The sequence below is a fragment of the Mesorhizobium sp. M2A.F.Ca.ET.042.01.1.1 genome, from assembly GCF_003997405.1.
Classification (GTDB): domain Bacteria; phylum Pseudomonadota; class Alphaproteobacteria; order Rhizobiales; family Rhizobiaceae; genus Mesorhizobium.
Genome location: NZ_RZRX01000128.1, coordinates 1 through 17,436, shown reverse-complemented (window position 1 = coordinate 17,436; position 17,436 = coordinate 1). Strand labels below are relative to the sequence as shown.

The 17,436-nt window shown below is 64.5% G+C and carries 14 protein-coding genes and 1 pseudogene; 3 read left to right on the top strand and 12 right to left on the bottom strand.

Going from position 1 to position 17,436, the window contains the following annotated elements:
- Nucleotides 1-155: 155 nt before the first annotated feature.
- A pseudogene (recQ, locus tag EOA23_RS19730) lies at nt 156-2,004 on the bottom strand (DNA helicase RecQ).
- A 241-nt stretch (nt 2,005-2,245) separates the two neighbouring features.
- Between recQ and EOA23_RS19725 the strand changes: the two are divergent.
- Complete coding sequence (locus tag EOA23_RS19725) at nt 2,246-2,872, top strand: LysE family translocator (protein WP_127305383.1); 627 nt, start codon at nt 2,246-2,248, stop codon at nt 2,870-2,872.
- 130 nt (nt 2,873-3,002) lie between these two features.
- Here EOA23_RS19725 and EOA23_RS19720 read toward each other — a convergent pair whose 3' ends face one another.
- On the bottom strand, nt 3,003-3,371 hold the full coding sequence (locus tag EOA23_RS19720) for a cupin domain-containing protein (protein WP_127305382.1): 369 nt from the start codon (nt 3,369-3,371) through the stop codon (nt 3,003-3,005).
- Nucleotides 3,372-3,428: 57 nt separating this feature from the next.
- Complete coding sequence (uxaC, locus tag EOA23_RS19715; RefSeq protein ID WP_127305381.1) at nt 3,429-4,838, bottom strand: glucuronate isomerase; 1,410 nt, start codon at nt 4,836-4,838, stop codon at nt 3,429-3,431.
- Between the two features lie 306 nt (nt 4,839-5,144).
- Between uxaC and EOA23_RS19710 the strand changes: the two genes are divergently transcribed.
- Nucleotides 5,145-6,608, top strand: a complete 1,464-nt coding sequence (locus EOA23_RS19710) for a mannitol dehydrogenase family protein (RefSeq protein ID WP_127305380.1) — start codon at nt 5,145-5,147, stop codon at nt 6,606-6,608.
- A 49-nt stretch (nt 6,609-6,657) separates the two neighbouring features.
- Here the strand turns inward: EOA23_RS19710 and EOA23_RS19705 are convergent, their stop codons facing one another.
- The 9 genes from EOA23_RS19705 to EOA23_RS19665 form a co-directional block, all read right to left on the bottom strand.
- On the bottom strand, nt 6,658-7,479 hold the full coding sequence (locus EOA23_RS19705; protein ID WP_127305379.1) for a hypothetical protein: 822 nt from the start codon (nt 7,477-7,479) through the stop codon (nt 6,658-6,660).
- Nucleotides 7,480-7,593: 114 nt separating this feature from the next.
- On the bottom strand, nt 7,594-8,001 hold the full coding sequence (locus EOA23_RS19700) for a F0F1 ATP synthase subunit epsilon (RefSeq protein ID WP_127305378.1): 408 nt from the start codon (nt 7,999-8,001) through the stop codon (nt 7,594-7,596).
- Nucleotides 8,002-8,100: 99 nt separating this feature from the next.
- Nucleotides 8,101-9,678 carry a F0F1 ATP synthase subunit beta gene (gene atpD, locus EOA23_RS19695; RefSeq protein WP_042645649.1) on the bottom strand — a complete coding sequence of 526 codons (1,578 nt, stop codon included), beginning with the start codon at nt 9,676-9,678 and terminating at the stop codon, nt 8,101-8,103.
- A gap of 70 nt (nt 9,679-9,748) precedes the next feature.
- A complete protein-coding gene (locus tag EOA23_RS19690; RefSeq protein ID WP_127305377.1) occupies nt 9,749-10,633 on the bottom strand; it encodes a F0F1 ATP synthase subunit gamma in 885 nt (294 codons plus the stop codon).
- A 33-nt stretch (nt 10,634-10,666) separates the two neighbouring features.
- Entirely contained in the window at nt 10,667-12,196 is a 1,530-nt protein-coding gene (atpA, locus tag EOA23_RS19685) for a F0F1 ATP synthase subunit alpha (RefSeq protein WP_126080579.1), read from the bottom strand.
- Nucleotides 12,196-12,756: a F0F1 ATP synthase subunit delta gene (locus EOA23_RS19680; protein ID WP_127305376.1), complete on the bottom strand. Its 561-nt coding sequence runs from the start codon at nt 12,754-12,756 to the stop codon at nt 12,196-12,198. The genes atpA and EOA23_RS19680 overlap by 1 nt, the downstream gene beginning before the upstream one ends.
- Before the next feature lie 234 nt (nt 12,757-12,990).
- Nucleotides 12,991-13,386: a DUF4345 family protein gene (locus EOA23_RS19675; RefSeq protein ID WP_042645646.1), complete on the bottom strand. Its 396-nt coding sequence runs from the start codon at nt 13,384-13,386 to the stop codon at nt 12,991-12,993.
- A 95-nt stretch (nt 13,387-13,481) separates the two neighbouring features.
- The gene (locus tag EOA23_RS19670) at nt 13,482-14,177 is read right to left on the bottom strand and encodes an aspartate/glutamate racemase family protein (protein WP_127305375.1); all 696 of its coding nucleotides are present in this window, start codon (nt 14,175-14,177) and stop codon (nt 13,482-13,484) included.
- 30 nt (nt 14,178-14,207) lie between these two features.
- Nucleotides 14,208-16,391 carry a primosomal protein N' gene (locus tag EOA23_RS19665; protein WP_127305374.1) on the bottom strand — a complete coding sequence of 728 codons (2,184 nt, stop codon included), beginning with the start codon at nt 16,389-16,391 and terminating at the stop codon, nt 14,208-14,210.
- A 90-nt stretch (nt 16,392-16,481) separates the two neighbouring features.
- On the opposite strand from EOA23_RS19665, the gene fsa reads away from it, so the two are divergent.
- Nucleotides 16,482-17,138 (top strand): fructose-6-phosphate aldolase, encoded by a 657-nt coding sequence (gene fsa / locus EOA23_RS19660; protein ID WP_042645642.1) that lies wholly within the window; start codon nt 16,482-16,484, stop codon nt 17,136-17,138.
- Nucleotides 17,139-17,436 lie beyond the last annotated feature (298 nt).

Sequence of the window (17,436 nt, the reverse complement as noted above, 5' to 3'; positions counted from 1 at the left end):
GTTCTCCTCCTCGTCGCGTGAGATGCTTATGATGACGTGCTCGCCGGCGTCTTCGAGCATGACGGCGGGATCGCTGGGCGGGTAAGCTCAAAGCCTATTGATGTCCGGTCGAGATTGATCGGAGGCGGAGCGCCGCACGATCCCGCAATGAAGCTTCAGTCCGACCCGTCGGCCTGATGCGCCGCGATCGCATCCAGGAAAACCTCCCCGAACTCCTTCAGCTTGGCCGCACCCACGCCGTTCACCTCGGCGAACTCGTCGAGGTCTTGCGGACGGCGCTCGGCCATGTCGATCAGCGTGCGGTCGGAGAACACCACATAGGCCGGCACCTGGCGTTCCTTGGCGAGCCGCAGCCGCAGCGTCTTGAGCGCCGCCAGAAGCGATGCGTCGACGCCCTCGCCATCCGCGGCGGCGCCTTGCGCGGCGCGCTTGCGGCCGCGCGCGAGACGGTCCCGGCCCTCGACACGATACTCGAAGGCAACCTCGCCGCGCCCGAGCGCGCGGCCGCTTTCCGAGATGACGAGGCCGCCATGGCCGTCCGGATCCGGCACCAGGAAGCCGCCGGCGACTGACCAGTTGCCGGATCAGCGACAGCCAGACCGGCTTCCTGTGCATGATGCCGGTCCTGAAGCTCGCGAGCTTCTGATGGCCTCTCGCCAGCACCTTCTCGGTCTCGTGGCCGAGCAGGACATCGATGACGTGGGCGGCGCCGAAGCGCTCGCCGCTCTGCGCCACGGCCGCAAGGATGATGCGCGCCTCGGCGCTGCCGTCGGCGCGCGGCGCCTGGTTAAGACAGTTGTCGCAATTGCCGCAGGCCTTCGCCTCCTCGCCGAAATAGCCGAGCAGCACCTGGCGCCGGCACTGCGCCGTCTCGCAATAGCCGATCAGCGTGTCGAGCCGGCGATGCGCCCGTCTCTTGTGCTCGGGCGAGGTGTCCTCCTCGTCGATGAACATCCGGCGCGTGCGGATGTCGCCGGCGCCGTAGAGCATATGCGCTTCCGCCGGCCGGCCGTCGCGCCCGGCGCGGCCGATCTCCTGGTAATAAGCCTCCAAGCTGCCCGGCAGGTCGGTGTGGAAGACATAGGCGACGTCGGGCTTGTCGATGCCCATGCCGAAGGCGATGGTCGCCACCATGACGACGCCCGACAGGCTCATGAAGGCGTTCTGGTTCGCTTCCCGCGCCTCCTTGCTCATGCCGGCATGATAGGCGAGCGCGCGCACGCCGTTCTTCTCCAGGAAGGCCACCATTTCCTCGGTCTTGCGCCGCGACAGGCAGTAGATGATGCCGCTTTTGCCGGGGTGCCGCTCGACGAAGCGCAGCAGCTGCCGCTTGCTGTCCTGCTTGGTCTCGATCGCCAGCTTGATGTTGGGCCGGTCGAAACCCAGCACCAGCGTTTCGGCGCGTCCGGCAAACAGTCGCGCCTCGATATCGCGGCGCGTCGCCTCGTCCGCCGTCGCCGTCAGCGCGATGATCGGCACCTGCGGAAACACGCCGCGCAGTTGCGCCAGGTCCTCATATTCGCGGCGGAAGGCCGGTCCCCATTGCGAGATGCAATGCGCCTCGTCGATGGCGATCAGGCTGACATCGAGCCGCGACAGCGCGTCCAGCATACGCTCCGTCATCAGCCGCTCCGGCGCCAGGTAGAGCAGCCGCGTCTGCCCGGACGCCACGCGGCGCCAGGCCGCGACATTGGCGTCGCGGTCGAGCGAGGAGTTGATCGTGTCGGCGGCGACACCGGCAAGGCGCAAGGCGGCGACCTGATCCTGCATCAGCGCCACCAGCGGCGACACCACGATGGTGAGCCCGCCCTTGACCAGCGCCGGAACCTGATAGCAGAGCGACTTGCCGGCGCCCGTCGGCATCACCGCCAGCACATGGCGTCCGGAGAGCAGCGCCTCGATCACGGTCGCCTGCCCGGGACGGAAATCGTCGTAGCCGAACACATCCTTCAGGACGCGACGCGTGGGATCCTCGGCCCGGATGCTCGCTGCCTGTGCCGGCATCATGCGGACACCGGACAGGAGGTCATTTTCGGGAAGGTGCGAAAAGCAGACAAGTGATTCACCGCGTGATGCCCTGGAGTAGCGCAGCCGCCACCCGGCCACAACCGCGCTTTGCGGGTAACCCTATCGCCTCGCGCCAATGTCGCATCGAAAAGCCATCGCTGGCACACTGGCTGGAGAGCTCCAGCTGCTATGGTTCGATGCATCCATTGCCGGTAGCGACCGCAAAAGGAACCTTCGCATGATCGACCAAGCCACGCTCATCACCTACGTCGCGGTCGTGTTCGGCTTCGTCTTCATTCCGGGACCGGCGACGCTGCTCACCGTGGCGCGGGCGACGAGCTCGGGCACGAAGGTCGGCATCGCCACCGGCGCCGGCGTCGCGGCGGGCGATGTCATCCACACCATCATGGCCATCGTCGGCATCTCGGCCATCATCGCCGCCTCGGCGATGCTGTTCAGCATCGTCAAATATATCGGCGCGGCCTATCTCGTTTATCTCGGCATCCGCGCCATGCTCGAGAAGGCGCCGGCCGATCTGGCGGGCAGGACCCTGCCGATCTCGGCGGGAAAAGCCTTTCGGCAGGCGATCCTGACCGAAGTGCTCAATCCAAAGACGGCTCTGTTCTTTCTCGCCTTCCTGCCGCAATTCGTCCACCCGCAAGGCGGTTTCGTGCTGCTGCAGCTGATGGTGCTCGGCATCATCTTCGTCCTGCTCGGTCTCTTCAGCACGGTGGTCTTCGCCGTCAGCGCGGGCGGCCTGGGCTCTTTCCTGCGCCGCCATCCGGCGGTGCTGAAATGGCAGGGCAAGGTGGTCGGCGGCATCTATTGCGCGCTCGGCATACGGCTCGCGCTGCAGCAGCGCTGAGTTTTTCCAACCTGCTGCCAGTCAGTCCCCGTTAAACCTATCTTCACCATGCTGCGGCACCTTTGCCGTCCTGCGGCGATGTTTGAGTACCGCGGCGGCGCAACCAGCGCCCAGGCAACAGGCCCGCGCTTTACGGCGCGGGCTTTTCCTTTGAGAGCCTGATGCTCAGCCGAGGAAATCGGCTCCGATAAGGCGCAAAACTGTCGACCAGGCGCCCGGCCTCCAGCGCCTTGACGCCGTGCACGAGGTTGGAAGGCACGATGAAGCTGCTTCCTGTCTCGAGGATCTCCGATCGGCCGTCGATGGTGACCTCGAAGCGACCCTCGGCGACATAGCTTGCCTGGACATGCGGATGCGAGTGCAGAGCGCCGACACCGCCCTTTTCAAAAGCGAATTCGACCATCATCAGTTCGGCCGTGTGCACCAGCACGCGCTGGCGATTGCCGTCCGGCGTCGGCTCCCAGGCTTTTGCGCCTGCGTGTGAGAAAATATCGGTCATCGTCCAATTTCCATTCGAAGCATGACGATCCTCCCTGCCAAAACCATGGCGCCCGGCTCAGAGCCGGTACTCCTTCTTGGCGAGCGTATAGGCAAGGTCGCGCGCCAGCTCATGCGCCTCGTCCTCGCGCAGCCGATGCTCGGCGACCAGCCGCGCCAGGAAGGCGCAGTCGACGCGGCGCGCGACGTCGTGGCGCGCCGGGATCGACGGAAAGGCGCGGGTGTCGTCATTGAAGCCGACGGTGTTGTAGAAGCCTGCCGTCTCGGTGGCCATCTCGCGGAAGCGGCGCATGCCTTCCGGGCTGTCGTGGAACCACCAGGCCGGCCCCAGCTTCAGCGCCGGATAGACGCCGGCAAGCGGCGCCAGCTCGCGCGCGTAGCTCGACTCGTCCAGCGTGAACAGGATGATCGTGAGGTCGCGCTCCAGCCCGACGCAGTCGAGCAGCGGCTTCAGCGCCGTCACATAGTCGGCGCGCGTCGGGATATCGAAGCCCTTGTCGCGGCCGAATTTCTGGAAAACGGCAGGGGAATGATTGCGCCATGATCCGGGATGGATCTGAATCACCAAGCCGTCGTCGCGGCTCATCTTGGCCATTTCGGTCAGCATTTGCGCCCTGAACAGCCGCCGCTCGCGCTCGTCGTCGGAGCCGCGGCGGATACGGTTGAACAGCTCCTCGGCCGCCGCGTCGGAGAGATTGGCGGTCTCGGCGGTCGGATGGCCGTGATCGGACGAGGTGGCGCCGAATTGCTTGAAATAGGCGCGGCGCTTCCGATGCGCATCGAGATAGCCCGTCCATGTGCCGGTATCGCATCCGGTGATGTCGCCGAGGCGGTCGAGATTGGCCGAAAACCCTTCGAAATCGGGATCGACCACCGCGTCCGGCCGGTAGGCCGTGACGACGCGGCCGCTCCAGCCGCTGTCGCGGATCGTCCGGTGCCATTTGAGATCGTCGAGCGCGCCGTCGGTCGTGGCGATCACCTCGATGTTGAAGCGCTCGAACAGCGCGCGCGGACGATAGTCTTCGCGTTGCAGCAGCGTGGCGATCGTATCGTAGGTGCGGTCGGCACTGGCAGCGGTGAGCGGCTCCTCGATGCCGAACAGATGTGCGAACACATGGTCGAGCCAGAGCCGGGTCGGCGTGCCGCGGAAGAGATAGTAATGCTCGGCGAAGCGACGCCAGATCGCCCGGCCGTCGGTCTCGACCGGCGCGCCATCGAGCGGCGGCACGCCGAGTTCTTCCAGCCGCAAGCCCTGGCTGAACAGCATGCGAAGGATGTAATGATCGGGCACGATCAGCAATTGCGCCGGATCGGGGAACGGCTCGTTGAGCGCATACCAGCGCGGGTCGGTATGACCGTGCGGGCTGACGATGGGCAGGTCTTTCACGCCGGCATAAAGGGCGCGGGCCAGTGCGCGCGAATTCGCCTCGGGGGGAAACAGCAGATCGGGATCGTTCAATGCGGCCACTTGGCTCCTCCCGGATTGGGTCGGAGCATGATCTCGAACCGAGGGTCGGTGAACGCAAAAAGCAGGAACCCGCTTTTGCAAAAGATCATGCTCCGACAAAGAGTTAGATCGCAATTACGATTCAACGAAACGTCATCGATCCAACGGTGAATCTGTCGGAGGCAATGTCAACATGCAAAACGATCGATTGCATGGCGGCTCTCGAAAGCAACGCAGCCATTGTGCGCGCCGACATCGAATGTTACGTCGCTGCCATCGTTTTCGCCCGGCATCAGGCGGGCAACCCGATCGGAGACTTAGCTTCCCATGAACGGTCGCCTGTCCAACGCCACAATCGCGAAGCTGCCGGCAGAAGCCCTGGTTCCTCGCTATCCCCGCAATTCTGTCACCCCCGGCATAGTCCATCTTGGCGTCGGCGCCTTCCACCGCGCCCACCAGGCCGCCTATGTCGATGCCTGTCTGGCGGACGGCGAAAGCGATTGGGGCATCGTCGGCGTCTCGCTGCGCAGCCCCGACACGCGCGACGCGCTTCAGCCGCAGGATGGACTCTACACGCTGGCGATCAGGGACAGCGCCGGCGAACAGCTGCAGGTGATCGGCTCGATCCAGTCCTTGCTCGTCGCTCCGGAGGCCCCCGGCGCGGTGCTCGCCGCGCTGACCGACCCGCGCATCCGCATCGTGACGCTGACCATCACCGAGAAGGCTTATCTCAGGGCGGCCGACGGCAGTCTCGACGGCGCGCACCCCGACATCATCCAGGACCTCGCCAACCCCGGATCGCCGAAGACAGCGCATGGCTTTCTCGCCGAGGCGCTTGCGCGTCGTCGCGCCGCTGGCACGCCGCCTTTCACGGTGCTCTGCTGCGACAACCTTCCGGCCAACGGCGCCACGCTGCACCGGCTGCTGATCGAATTCGCGAAGCTGCGCGATGCCGATCTTGGGCGCCACGTCGCCGACGAAGTCGCCTTCCCGTCTTCCATGGTCGACCGCATCGTGCCGGCGACCACCGATGCCGACCGGACGCGCATCGGCCAACAGCTCGGCGTCGAGGATGCCTGGCCGGTGATGACCGAGCCCTTCCGCCAATGGGTGATCGAGGACCGTTTCCCGGCTGGCCGGCCGGCCTGGGAGAGATTCGGCGTCACCATGGTCGAGGATGTCGGCCCCTTCGAGGACATGAAGCTGAGGCTGCTCAACGGCGCGCATTCAGGCATCGCCTATCTCGGCCTGCTCAGCGGCCACGCCACCGTCGACCGCGCCTTCGCCGATCCGTCCATCCGGCTGTTCGTGGACCGGCTTTGGGCCGAGGCCATTCCGACGCTGCCGCAGGATGCCGGGCTCGACACAACCGCCTACACGGCCGAGCTTGCCGCGCGCTTTTCTAATACCGCGCTCGCCCACCGCACTGCGCAGATCGCCAATGACGGCAGCCAGAAGCTGCCGCAGCGCATCGTCGCTTCCGCGCTTGCGCGGCTGGAAGCGGGCCTGCTGCCGGAACACCTCTCGCTGGTTGTCGCCGCCTGGATCGCGGCATGCGCCGCGCGCGGCGGTGCTTTGCCAGAAGGCCATTTCACCGATCCGCTCGACGGCGCCCTGAATGAACTGTTCAGCCGCAATCTGCCGACGGCGACATTGGCCGAAGCCGTGTTCGACATCGCCGGCTTTGCCAGAGGCCACGCGGAGCGCCAGCGGTTGATCGAGTTTGTCGCCACGCATCTGGTCCATTTCAAGCAGGGCGGCCCGGCCCTTGCCTTCGCCGCGCTCGATTAAAATAGCGAATGATCACGGTGCAGGACGGCAAACCGCTTAGAACGGACCGTCAGGAGGCGCTCCACTTCTTGCGCGCACCCTTTAGCCGATCATCAAGGCCGCGCTTGTCAATAAGGCCGATAAAATCAACGACGTGACAGAGAATGCGCTGTAGTCGGATCTTCCTGAAATCCTTACCGCCATCCTCTAAATTCAGCAGAAAATTGAGAACAACCAATGCCCACGACTTCGTCGGACTCATGTCGTTGCTATTTATTAGGTCAACAAAGCACCCATATCCAATAACCGATCGGTTCGAACCTCTACTCTCAATCATTGACTCCCCGATTGCGCGCAATTCTTCACGAAAGACAAGCGTATCACGCCAGCTATCCCAATCGCCAGCTGTGTTAATGTGCCCGTCTGCAAAAGCGGACCTTATTGCGGACAAAGATTCGTCCACTTTAGCGGTATGTCGATTTCCCGAAGCCTGGTAGAACGTAAGCTCTTGGCGATACAGCTCTAGCCATCCCAAGAACGCACAGAGGCGATACAGAGTGCTGACAAATTTGTAACGCTGATAGTATGGATCCTGATCACTGTTTCTTTCCTGCCTCAACGGCCGCGCCTCGAAGACTCGTTGCGACAGAAATACCGTAGGATAGGTTTCACAGATTTCGACTAGGCGGTATCCGAGTTCTCGCGCAGAGAGCCTCAGAGGATCACGGTACTTTTGATAGATTTGCTCAAGAGCCCTATCTTGCTTCCACGTTTCAAAAGATCTGGAAAAGAAGTACTCTTTTATAACGATGCCAAGAATTGACCCCGCAGTCGATACCAGCGCACCGACAAAAGCAAACCCCAGCCAAGTTTTAAGGTCTAAGCCAAGCAAGACAACGCCCCCCGGAATTGTTCTCGGAGGATCGCAAAGCTCAAGACAATTTGAAATGGTAGGCGTGCGCCCTACGCAACTAACCACTCAATAGTGACGCGCTCCTCCGGGTCGTCAGGCTGGCAGCAGGGCGCCTTCCAGCGTGGTGAGCTGGGCGAGGAACTGCTCGGCCCGGCTGCGCGCCACGTCGTCCTTGGCGTCGGCCGCGTCTTCCCTGGCGTCCTGGATACGACGCGCCAGGTCCGCGCGGTCGATGTCGTTAACATGCACGGCCGATTCGGCAAGCAGCGTGCAGCCGGAAGGCAGGATGTCGGCGAAACCGCCGAACACGACGTAACGGTCTTCCTTGCCGCCCGCGGCCTTTACCGTGACGACGCCGGGCTTGATGGTGGTCATGACCGGCGCGTGCTGCGCCATCACCGTCATCTCGCCTTCGGCGCCCGGGATGACGACCGACTCGACCTGCTCGGAAACGAGCAGCCGCTCCGGCGAGACCAGTTCGAACTTGAAAGCTTCAGCCATGCCTGTCTAGCGAGTAGGGAATAGTGAGTAGCGAGTAGTGAAGAAACTCGGCCGGCCCACTGATCCCTATTCGCTACTCCCTATTCGCTATTCGCTTCGTTACGCCGCTTCAGCCGCCAGGCGCTGCGCCTTCTCGACCGCTTCGTCGATGCCGCCGACCATATAGAAGGCGGCTTCCGGCAGGTGGTCGTAGTCGCCGGCGCAGAGGCCCTTGAAGCCCTTGATGGTGTCGGCGAGGTCGACCAGCTTGCCCGGCGAGCCGGTGAACACTTCGGCGACGAAGAACGGCTGCGACAGGAAGCGTTCGATCTTGCGGGCGCGGGCCACCGTCTGCTTGTCCTCTTCGGACAGCTCGTCCATGCCCAGGATGGCGATGATGTCCTGCAGCGACTTGTAGCGCTGCAGGATCGACTGCACCTGGCGGGCGACCTGGTAGTGCTCCTCGCCGACCACCATCGGGTCGAGCATGCGCGAGGTGGAATCCAGCGGATCGACGGCCGGGTAGATGCCCTTTTCCGAGATCGCGCGGTTGAGCACGGTCGTCGCGTCGAGGTGGGCGAAGGAGGTCGCCGGCGCCGGGTCGGTCAAGTCGTCGGCCGGCACGTAGATCGCCTGCACCGAGGTGATCGAGCCCTTGGTCGTCGTCGTGATGCGTTCCTGCAGCGCGCCCATGTCGGTGGCCAGCGTCGGCTGGTAGCCCACGGCGGAAGGAATGCGGCCGAGCAGCGCCGACACTTCCGAGCCCGCCTGCGTGAAGCGGAAGATGTTGTCGACAAAGAACAGCACGTCCTGGCCCTGGTCGCGGAAATATTCGGCGACCGTGAGGCCGGTAAGGCCGACGCGGGCGCGGGCGCCCGGCGGTTCGTTCATCTGGCCGTACACGAGTGCGGCCTTCGAGCCCTGGCCGCCGCCCTTCTTGTTGACGCCCGATTCGATGAACTCGTGATAGAGGTCGTTGCCTTCGCGGGTGCGCTCGCCGACGCCGGCGAACACCGAGAAGCCGCCATGCGCCTTGGCGACGTTGTTGATCAGTTCCTGGATCAGCACGGTCTTGCCGACGCCGGCGCCGCCGAACAGGCCGATCTTGCCGCCGCGGGCGTAAGGCGCCAAGAGGTCGAGAACCTTGATGCCGGTGACCAGGATCTGCGCTTCCGTCGACTGGTCGACATAGGCCGGAGCCGGCTGGTGGATGGCGCGCAGCTCGACGGCGTCGACCGGGCCAGCCTCGTCGACCGGCTCGCCGATGACGTTGATGATGCGGCCGAGCATGCCCGGACCCACCGGCACCGAGATCGGCGCGCCGGTGTCAAAGACGTCCTGGCCGCGGACCAGGCCTTCGGTCGAGTCCATGGCGATGCAGCGCACGGTGTTCTCGCCGAGATGCTGGGCGACCTCGAGCACCAGGCGGTTGCCGACATTGTCGGTCTCCAGCGCGTTCAGAATGGCCGGCAGGTGATCTTCGAACTGCACGTCGACGACGGCGCCGATGACCTGGCGGACCTTGCCGGCGGCGCCGACGCGCTTGGCCGCGACGCTCGCCGCGGAAGCCGCGGCCTTGGCCGGAGCGACCGCCTTCTTCGCCGGAGCGGCGGCCTTCGCGGCTGCTGCCGGGGCCTTTGCCGCTTTCGGGGCCGATGCCTCCTTGGCCGCGGTCTTCGGGGTAGCTGCTTTCGCCATCGTCTTTGCCCTTTTCGTCTATCCGTTGTTCACGCCGCTGCGAGGCCTTTGGGACCCCGCCCGCGCGCGCCTAGAGCGCCTCGGCGCCCGAAATGATTTCGATCAGTTCCTTGGTGATCTGCGCCTGCCGCTGGCGGTTGTAGGTGATCGACAGCCTGTTGATCATGTCGCCGGCATTGCGCGTCGCATTATCCATCGCGCTCATCTTGGCGCCCATCTCGCCGGCCGCGTTTTCGAGCAGCGCCCGGAAGATCTGCACCGCGATGTTGCGCGGGATGAGGTCGGAGAGGATCTCGCCCGGCTCCGGCTCGTATTCGTAGACCGCGGTGGCGCCGTTGCCCGTCGCGGCGGCGGCCGAGGCCTGTGCCGCCGGGATGATCTGCTGCGCCGTCGGGATCTGGCTGATCACCGACTTGAACTGCGAATAGAACAGCGTGCAGATGTCGAAGCCGCCTTCGTTGAACAGGTGGATGACCTTGCGCGCGATCGCATCGGCGTTGACGAAGCCGAGCGTCTTGACCTCGCGCAGGTCGACGCGTTCGAGGATCAGCGCGCCGTAGTCGCGGCGCAGGATGTCGAAACCCTTCTTGCCGACGCAGATGATCTTGACCTGCTTGCCGTCGGCCAGAAGCCTGCGGATATGGTCGCGGGCAAGCCGTGCGATCTGCGAGTTGAAGCCGCCGCACAGGCCGCGCTCGGCTGTGCAGACGATAAGCAGATGCACGTCGTCCTTGCCGGTGCCGGTCATCAGCGCCGGGGCATCGCCGCCGCCGCCGATCGCCTGCGTGATGTTGGCCAGCACCGCACCCATGCGCTCGGAATAGGGCCTGGCTGCTTCCGCCGCCTCCTGTGCGCGACGCAGCTTCGCCGCGGCGACCATCTGCATCGCCTTGGTGATCTTCTGCGTCGCCTTGACCGAGGCGATGCGGTTACGAAGGTCTTTTAACGAAGCCATGCTTCAAACCTGATCCCGTGCGTCCGGCTTCGTTCAAGCGAAGGTCTTGGCGAAGGCGTCGATTTCCGCCTTGAGCTTGGCGCGCAGATCGTCCGACAGCGCCTTCTCCTTGCGGATGCCGTCGAGCACGTCCTTGCCGGCCGAGCGCATGTGGCTGAGCAGGCCATGCTCGAACTTGCCGACCTGATTGAGCGGCAGCTTGTCGAGATAGCCGTTGACGCCGGCGAAGATCACCGCGACCTGCTCTTCCGTCTTGAGCGGCGAGAACTGCGGCTGCTTGAGCAGCTCCGTCAGGCGCGAACCGCGGTTGAGCAGGCGCTGCGTGGCGGCGTCGAGGTCCGAGCCGAACTGCGCGAAGGCCGCCATCTCGCGGTACTGCGCGAGCTCGCCCTTGATCGAGCCTGCGACCTGCTTCATCGCCTTGATCTGCGCCGACGAGCCGACGCGCGACACCGACAGGCCGACATTCACCGCCGGACGGATGCCCTGGAAGAACAGGTTGGTCTCGAGGAAGATCTGGCCGTCGGTGATCGAGATCACGTTGGTCGGGATGTAGGCCGACACGTCGTTGGCCTGCGTCTCGATGACCGGCAGCGCGGTCAGCGAACCGGCGCCATTGTCGTCGTTGAGCTTGGCGGCGCGCTCGAGCAGGCGCGAATGCAGGTAGAAGACGTCGCCCGGATAGGCCTCGCGGCCCGGCGGGCGGCGCAGCAAGAGCGACATCTGGCGATAGGCGACGGCCTGCTTCGACAGGTCGTCATAGCTGATGAGGGCATGCATGCCGTTGTCGCGGAAATACTCGCCCATGGTGCAGCCGGCGAACGGCGCCAGGAACTGCATCGGCGCCGGGTCGGACGCGGTGGCGGCGATGATGATGGAGTAGTCGAGCGCGCCGCGCTCCTCCAGCACCTTGACGAACTGCGCGACGGTCGAGCGCTTCTGGCCGACGGCGACGTAGACGCAGTAGAGCTTTTCCTTCTCCGGGCCGTTGTCGTGCACCGACTTCTGGTTCAGCATCGTGTCGAGGATGATGGCGGTCTTGCCGGTCTGGCGGTCGCCGATGACCAGCTCGCGCTGGCCGCGGCCGACCGGGATCAGCGCGTCGATGGCCTTGAGGCCGGTCGACATCGGCTCATGCACCGACTTGCGCGGAATGATGCCGGGCGCCTTGACGTCGACGCGCTTGCGTTCGGTCGCCTGGATTGGGCCCTTGCCGTCGATCGGGTTACCGAGAGCGTCGACAACGCGGCCGAGCAGGCCGGGGCCGACCGGAACGTCGACGATGGCGCCGGTGCGCTTGACGGTGTCGCCTTCCTTGATGTCGCGGTCGTTGCCGAAGATGACGACACCGACATTGTCGGCTTCGAGGTTCAGCGCCATGCCGCGGATGCCGCCCGGGAACTCGACCATCTCGCCGGCCTGGACATTGTCGAGGCCGTAGACGCGGGCGATGCCGTCACCGACGGACAGAACCTGACCGACTTCGGAGACCTCGGCCTCCTTGCCGAAATTCTTGATCTGGTCTTTCAGAATTGCGGAAATTTCCGCGGCGCGGATGTCCATCAGCCGACCTCTTTCAGTGCAAGCTTGAGCGAATTGAGTTTGGTTTTGAGCGACGTATCGATCTGGCGCGAGCCCATCTTGACGATCAGGCCGCCGAGCAGCGACGGATCGACGGTCATGGCGATGGCCACATCCTTGCCGGCGATGCTCTTCAGCGTCGCCTTCAGTTCAGTCTGCTGCGCGGCCGTCAGCGCATGCGCCGAGATGACCTCGGCGGAAGCCTCGCCGCGATAGTCGGCGGCGATCTGGCGGAACGCCTTGATCATGCCGGGCACCGCGAACAGGCGACGGTTCCTGGCGACGACGCGCAGGAAATTGCCGACCAGACCGGTAATGCCTGCCTTGTCGACGATGGCGGCGATGGCCTTGGCCTGGTCCTCGCTGGAGAACACCGGGCTGTCGATCAGCCGCTTGAGATCGTCGCTGCCGTTGAGCATCGCCTCGAAGCTCGTGAGGTCGGCCTCGACCTTGGCGACTGAATTGTCCTGCAGAGCAAGCTCGAACAGCGAGCCTGCGTAGCGTTCTGCGACAGCTGAGATTGGCGATGACGATTGGGCCACGGACCGTCTTTTCTCTTGTCTGACAGGCCGCAGATTGTTGGCGCGAGCTGGAACTCTGGCTAAATCTTTGACCTTACTGCATTTTTCCAAGCACGGAGGTGCGGCTTCCGCTATCCCCGGTCGAAAGTCGATTGCCGTCTAGCACAGGCTTTTTAAGACCGCAATGCATCGTCCGGCATGGTTTTCAGGCACTTTTGTCGCATCAGGCGGCAGAGTCCAGCGGAAGTGCTGGATTCATGGCACAAAGCCGAAGGCGAAGGCGAGCGGCAGGGCCGCAAGCGCCAGCTCGACAACGATCGAAACCCAGTTGAACGGCGTGTTGGCGCCGTCCGACATCATCGACAGCAGGCGGCCGAAGGCCGTGAAGAGCCACGAGAAACCCAGCGCCATGTAGAGCAACGGCTGCGCCAGAAGAATGCAGCACAGGCTGACGCCGAGATAGAAGCCCGACATGCGGCCGCGCCCTTCGGCGATTGCCGCCGCTTTCTCCGGCCTCGGCTGCAGGCGCAGCACGCGAAAGGCAAGCCCCGGCGCCAGGAACAGGAAGAGGCCGAGCGCCAGGGTCACGACGGCGCTCGACCAGGCCAGCCATTCGCCCTGGCTCGCGGGCCACGGAAACGCGAAATCCATAAAGTCCCCCTCATATTTCTTGCTCTGAAACACCGGCATTCTAGCGAGGGAATGAAAGCGCGCCAGAGCATGGCCGGCACATTAGGAACGGCGCATCAGGAGAGCGCGAAGTCGACCGCGGCCTCGGCATGGATGCGTGTGGTGTCGAACACCGGAATGTCGAAATCGCCCTGCCCGATCAGCATGGTGATCTCGGTGCAGCCCATGATGACGCCGTCGACCCGATCGTTGCGCCGCATCCGGCCGACCTCGTCGAGATAGGCGGATTTCGATTCGCCTTTGACGATGCCCAGGCAAAGCTCGTCATAGATCACCTTGTGCGCCATATCGCGGCCGGCCTGGTTCGGCACCACGGGTTCCAGGCCGTATTTTTCGGCTAGCCGGCCCTTGTAGAAATCCTGCTCCATGGTGAAGCGCGTCGCGAGCAGCGCCGGACGTTTAACCCCAGCTTCAACGACAGCGCGTCCGGTGGCGTCGGCGATATGAATGAGCGGGATCGAGATGGCCGCCTGCACCGCGTCGGCCAGCTTGTGCATGGTGTTGGTGCAGATCACCAGGCCTTCCGCGCCGCCCGCCTCCAACCTTCGGGCCGCCTCCACCAAAAGCGCGCCGGCACCTTCCCAGTCGCCCGCATGCTGCCGTTCGGCGATCTCGGCGAAATCGAACGACCACAACAACAGCTTCGCCGAATGCAGCCCGCCCAGCCGCTCGCGCACGATCTCGTTGAGGAGGCGATAATAGATCGCCGTCGATTCCCAGCTCATGCCACCGATCAGGCCGAGGGTTTTCATAGCGACCACTCCGTTGAGACTGTCTCCCGCTTATAGGAAGCTCTGCGGGTCGATGTCGACCTGCACGCGAACCGAGCCGCGCAGCTTCGGGCCCTCAGCCAGCATGGCGCGGATGAAGCCTTGCATGTCGGCGCGCCGTTCGCCCTGGACAAGCAAGCGGAAGCGGTGCCGGCCGCCGATCAGCGACAGCGGCGCCTCGGCTGGGCCGAGCACGAACAAGTCCGAAGCCTGGGGCGCCGCGCGGCGCAAGCCTCGTGCATGGCCCTCGGCCTCGCCCCGCGTCGCCGCGCTCACAATGATGCCGGCGAGCCGGCCGAAGGGCGGCAGCCCTGCACGCTCGCGCTCGGCGATCTCGCGCTCGTAAAACGCTTCCGAATCGCCGGAAACGATCGCCCGCATCACCGGGTGGTCCGGCTGGTAGGTCTGCAACAGGCCAAGGCTCTTCTTGCCGGTGCGGCCGGCGCGTCCCGTCACCTGGCTGAGCAGCTGGAAGGTGTGCTCGGCGGCGCGCGGATCGCCATTGGCAAGCCCGAGATCGGCATCGACCACGCCGACAAGCGTCATGCTGGGAAAATTGTGACCCTTCGCGACGAGTTGCGTGCCGATGACGATGTCGGCTTCGCCATTGGCGACGGCTTCGAGCTCGAGCCGCAACCGGCGCACGCCGCCCAGAAGGTCCGAGGAAAGCACGATAGTGCGGGCATCCGGGAAATGGGCGACCACTTCCTCGGCGATTCGCTCGACACCCGGCCCGCAGGCCACCAGATGATCGAGCGTGCCGCATTCCGGGCAAGCCTCCGGCCGCCGCTCATTGTGGCCGCAATGATGGCAGACGAGCTGGCCGCGAAAGCGATGCTCGACAAGCCAGGCCGAGCAGACCGGGCAGCCGAAGCGATGGCCGCAGACGCGGCAGAGCGTCAGCGGCGCATAGCCGCGCCGGTTGAGGAAGAGCAGCGACTGCTCCTTCCTCTCCAGCGTGCGCTGCATCTGTTCAAGCAGGATCGGCGACAGGAAGCCGCCGCGCGCAGGTGGCGAACGCCGCATGTCGATCGATTTCAGATCGGGGAGTGCTGCTTCTGCGAAACGCGACGACAGCACGGCCCGGTCGTAGCGGCCCTGGCTGGCGTTGACCCGGCTTTCGACCGACGGCGTGGCCGAGGCGAGCACGACGGGAAAGCCGCCGATATGGCCGCGCACCACCGCCATGTCGCGCGCATTATAAAAGACGCGGTCCTCCTGCTTGTAGGCGGGATCATGCTCCTCATCGACGACGATCAGGCCGAGTTCCTTGAACGGCAGGAACAGCGCCGAGCGTGCGCCGGCAACGACGCGCACGCCGCCTTCGGCCACCTGCCGCCAGACACGTTCGCGCATCCGCGGCGGCAGGTCCGAATGCCACTCCGCCGGCTTGGCCCCGAAGCGGTCCTGGAAACGTTCGAGGAAGGCATGGGTCAGCGCGATTTCCGGCAACAGGATCAGTACCTGCCTGCCCTTGTCGAGCGCCGCCGCCACCGCCTCGAAATAGACTTCCGTCTTGCCCGACCCGGTGACACCGTCGAGCAGCGTGACGTTGAAGGCGTCCGCCGCGATTGCCGCGCGCAGCTTCTCCGCCGCAGCTTCCTGGTCTGGCATCAATTCCGGCATTGCGTGAGAAGGGTCGGGCGCCGCCACCACCGGCCGCGGCGGGATCATCACCGTCTCGAACACGCCCTGCGCCCGCAATCCGTCGATCACGGTCGATGACACGCCTGCCGCATGCGCCAGGCCCGAGCGCGTCCAGGCTAGTCCGCCCTCGGCCGTCTCTAGGACGCGTCGCCGCGCGTCCGTCAACCGGTCCGGCTCGGCCAGCGTGCGCTGCAATCCCTCGATCCAGGGCTCCGGGTCGAAAGCCTCCGGCGCGCGCAGCAGCATGCGCGCGACCATGCCCGGGGCCGACAATGTGTAATGCGCGATCCAGTCGACGAAACGGCGCATTGCCTTGTCGATCGGCGGACAATCGAAGACCTCTTCGATCGGGCGTAATTTCTTCGCATCGACCGTTTCGACCGCGCCGTCCCAGACAATGCCGGCCACTTGGCGCGGCCCGAGCGGCACCCGCACGATCGAGCCCGGCACCACGCGCATGCCGGGCGGCACGGCGTAGGTGTAGGGCCGTTCGGCAGGCATCGGCACCAGCACCGGCGCGGCCGCGACAAAGGGCGAATCTTCGATCATCAGGCGTGACCTTGCCCTGACTTTGGTCTAGATCAAAGGGGACCCTCTCATCTGCCTGGCGCCCGCCGGGCAATCCCCAAGGAGACAGCCATGAAGTTTTTCGTCGACACCGCTGACATCAAGGAAATTAAGGAGCTGCACGATCTGGGGCTTCTCGACGGCGTCACCACCAACCCGTCGCTGATCCTGAAATCGGGCGGCAAGATCGCCGAAGTCACCAAGCAGATCTGCGACATCGTCGAAGGCCCGGTCTCGGCCGAGGTCGTCGCGACCGAATTCAAGCAGATGATGGCCGAGGCCGAGGTGCTGGCCAAGATCGCGCCCAATGTCTGCATCAAGGTGCCGCTGACACTGGACGGCCTGAAGGCCTGCAAGACGATCCGCACCGAGATGAAGCGCATGGTCAATGTCACGCTCTGCTTCTCGGCCAACCAGGCGCTGCTCGCCGCCAAGGCCGGCGCCTCCTTCATCTCGCCCTTCGTCGGCCGCATTGACGACACCGGCTCGGACGGCATGGAGCTGATCTCGGAAATCCGCACCATCTACGACAATTACGATTTCAAGACCGAGATCCTGACCGCTTCGGTGCGCACGGTGAACCATGTCAAGCAGGCGGCGCTGATCGGCGCCGACGTCGTGACCGCGCCGCCGGCGACGCTGAAGGCGCTGGTCAACCACCCGCTGACCGACAAGGGCCTCGCCGCCTTCCTCGCCGACTGGGCCAAGACCGGCCAGAAGATCGGCTGAAGCCGGAGCAATTCTGGGAAAGCGCGCTACGGTTTTCGGTCCAGAATCGCATAAGGCAAAACGCTACTAAGTAGCAACGAAGGCCGGGCAGCCGGCCTTTTCTTCTTTGGCAAAGTGCCTATGCCTTGGCAGATCGCATACTTTGGAGATTGGCCGAAACGCCCATCGCGATCGTCATGTATGGACGGCCCCTCTTGGGCAAGAGGCAAAATGACGACGACGGCGTAAGTCTGGAGCGGTCATGTATTCGGCCTTTAGTGCGGTCGATTTCGATGACCGCTGACCAACAAGGGTTACG